Origin of the sequence: Limnothrix sp. PR1529 (assembly GCF_002742025.1) — a bacterium.
Taxonomy (GTDB): Bacteria; Cyanobacteriota; Cyanobacteriia; order CACIAM-69d; family CACIAM-69d; genus CACIAM-69d.
The window spans coordinates 1-2,830 of record NZ_LIRO01000136.1 but is presented as its reverse complement, the minus strand read 5'-3'; the positions used below and the strand labels follow the sequence as shown (position 1 = coordinate 2,830).

Here is a 2,830-nt window from a genome sequence, read left to right as displayed (position 1 = left end):
TGATTGACGGGCTGATTGATAGGTTGATTGACGGGCTGATTGATAGGTTGATCTAAACCTGAGCCATTCCCTCCCTGGCGAGGCGTTTGGGCCAAGACGGCGATCGCCTGACTACTGAGCAGGACGATCGGTAAACAACGGCTGAGGGCCAAGGTCAAGGCGGGCAGGGAGGAACGGGCCATAGGACAGAAAAGGGCAGCAACGGCAGAATCAGCGGCATCCAAAGCATCCAGTCAGCAGAATTCAATCAGGGGCAAAGGGCAGCAATGCCATCCCGATTGAGCCATGCAGCAATTCGCGATCGGCGCTAGCGATCGACCTTGGGGGGGACGGGTTTCAGCGGCCCCGTCAGCAGAACTTGCTGCACCTGTTGCGCCAGGTCAGTTAAGCGGGCTTGATAGTTCTGATCCCACTCATCCAAGGGCTTATCCGTAGGCAACAGCAAACTGACCGCTACCCAAGGGGTGTGGCCCTGTTGCCATTGGGCCAGTTGATCACGCCAAAACCATTGGCTGGGGGCCGGGTCGCCCCCTTGGGGCCAGGCATACCAGGACAGCAGGAAATAGGTTTGGTGCTGACTGGTCCAAAGCCGCGCCAGCCGGGCCCGAAAGGGCGGCAGGCCCGCCGGGGCCAGGGTCAAGGTCTGTTCTGAGTCTGTTTGCAGGCCATCGCCCAGCCAGTTGCCGGAGTCGAGAGCGGTCCATTCCACTTGGGGTCGATCGCGCCCACGCTTCATGGGCATCAGCAACAACACGGCGCGATCGCGTTGGGTTGCGGCGTTGGGGGTTGCGCCCGGGCCTGGGGGCCGCACTCGCTCGATCGGCTGCCAAAGCCACTGTTCACCGCCCAAACTGCGCTGGCTAATGGGTTGGGTTTGCCAACCGGGGATGGCTAAACCCTGTTTGGGTAACTGCCGCAGGGTTTTCAGTTGGCTGGGGGTGCCGGCCCGTTGCCAGCGCCAGGCCCCGCCCGCCACATAACCCGGCAAGGATCCTAGGGCGATCGCCCCCAACAGGCCCAGGGTTAGCAATTTGGAGCGGTGGCGGCCCCAGAAATTTTGAGCGGGGGCGGGTTGCGAGTCCGAAGTGGAAGAGTCGGTCATGGGAGAACAGCAACGGCGGGCAAGGACAGGCTCAAAAGCAAAAATCAAACGAAAGCAATCAAACGAAAGCAATCAAACGAAAGCAATCAAACGAAAGCAATCAAACGAAAGCAATCAAACAAAAAACCAAAGCAAAGCTCAAAACACCGACTACAACAAGAACCCAAACAGCAACAGATGCACCACGATTAGCTGATCCGCAGGCCAATCCTCTCGCCAGGATAGCGGGCTGGGACTGGTGGCCGCCAAGGGCAACGCGATCGCCCGGGGAATCGATCGACCCATCTGGAGATCGATTCGGGATCGATTTGAAATCGATGAAATGACCGCAAATTACCAAGGACTGCCAATCGTGGTGAAGCTGGCCCAATAGTAGGGGTGAGCTAGGGAAAAAGTCGCTAACTTGCTCGACTCCGGCGGCAAATCGACAACGCCACCGGGAAACACCAAGCGCCCATCTTCGGCTCGGGTTTGCCCCCGCAACATGGCAATTTGGGCCCGGCGCAGGGCTTCCGCTTTGATGGGAGCCGATCGCAGGGCATCATAGAACCCCGCCATCAGCCCCAAGGTTCCCTCATCACTCACATACCAGAGACTAGCCACCACGGATTTCACCCCCGCATCCACCGCAAAGCCCGCAAATCCCAACTCCGCCGACTCATCCCCGATCGCCGTGCGACAAGCGCTCAGCACCAACAATTCCACGGGCGGACTGCCCAACCCCAAGTAGCGCAAATCACTGACGGCTAACCGTCGATCCCATAACCGCACAAAGGAATCTTGGGGAGAGCCGGGCCGAAAATCCGCGTGGGTGGCCAGATGCAAAATCGGGAATGGGTTCGATCGCCGCTGACGTTTCAGGTTTTCTAAGTTGAACTCTTCATTCAGAAAGGTTTTGTCCCGGGGAATCAGCCGTTGGATCGTGGCCAGTTCCACCGGCACGGCGGGCAACGGCGGCAAATCCGTGAACTCCGAGGCCCCAAAACTGAGCACCGGGGCCGATCGAATGGGTTCAAACTGCGTATCGGTCAGGTTGATGCTGGGAATTAACCCAACGCTGTATTTCTCAATCAAAAACTGCTGGCCATCGTGCAACACGGACACGGGCAGCGATCGCATTCCGCGATCCATCGAAAAGGCGATCGTGTCCACCTGATGGCGCACCAAATCTTCGGCCACGGGCCCCACAATCCAGCGGTATAGCTGCTCGGCCGGGGGGCGGTAGGTGTTGCTGATGCGGGCAACGGGGGTGGTGATGGCGGCTCGCAAATCAATCACCGCCTTCAAAACCCGATCGCGCGGGGCCTCGCGCACCACGCGATAGATCGGTGGTGCGTCGGGAATCACCAAAATCACATCCAACTGCTCAGGGCGAGCGAAGGTATACAAAATCGCCGGTTTCAGGCCTGTTTTGGACTCCAAACGGCGCAACGTGCCCTGAAGATCGGGAAAACTTTGCACATCGTTGCTCAGGGCCCGACCCAGATGGCCGTTGGTGAGGGTGGTATAGAGTCGATCGATTTCCACCGCCGCCCGATCCGAAGCGCCGCCTTTCAGGTGGTCAATAATTTGCCGACGGGCCACCTGTTCAATGGCCGCCAAATTGTCCCCCGATTGCCCCCCGTTGCCCATGGGCCGTTGCTGCACGATGCGCCCCGCTTCCGGGTCAGGGCGATCGCCCTCCGCTTCTGGCTCCACAACGGGCGTGGGCGTGGGACTCGGAGAAGG

The 2,830-nt window shown here is 59.3% G+C and carries 4 protein-coding genes; all 4 read right to left on the bottom strand.

Features of this window, described 5'->3' with window-relative positions; translation table 11 throughout:
* Nucleotides 1-182: hypothetical protein (locus AMR42_RS18720; RefSeq protein ID WP_143473185.1), on the bottom strand; the 182-nt coding region annotated here is incomplete at its 3' end.
* Nucleotides 183-307: 125 nt separating this feature from the next.
* Nucleotides 308-1,102: a cyanoexosortase B system-associated protein gene (locus AMR42_RS18715; protein ID WP_143473184.1), complete on the bottom strand. Its 795-nt coding sequence runs from the start codon at nucleotides 1,100-1,102 to the stop codon at nucleotides 308-310.
* A gap of 150 nt (nucleotides 1,103-1,252) precedes the next feature.
* Nucleotides 1,253-1,387 carry a hypothetical protein gene (locus AMR42_RS21440; protein ID WP_255407565.1) on the bottom strand — a complete coding sequence of 45 codons (135 nt, stop codon included), beginning with the start codon at nucleotides 1,385-1,387 and terminating at the stop codon, nucleotides 1,253-1,255.
* A gap of 48 nt (nucleotides 1,388-1,435) precedes the next feature.
* Nucleotides 1,436-2,830: CHAT domain-containing protein (locus AMR42_RS18710; protein ID WP_143473183.1), on the bottom strand; the 1,395-nt coding region annotated here is incomplete at its 5' end.

What these genes read in the sequence shown, in the direction of transcription:
- AMR42_RS21440 (WP_255407565.1), bottom strand. Translation starts at nt 1,387, where the DNA reads ATGGGTCGATCGATTCCCCGGGCGATCGCGTTGCCCTTGGCGGCCACC.
- AMR42_RS18715 (WP_143473184.1), bottom strand. Translation starts at nt 1,102, where the DNA reads ATGACCGACTCTTCCACTTCGGACTCGCAACCCGCCCCCGCTCAAAAT.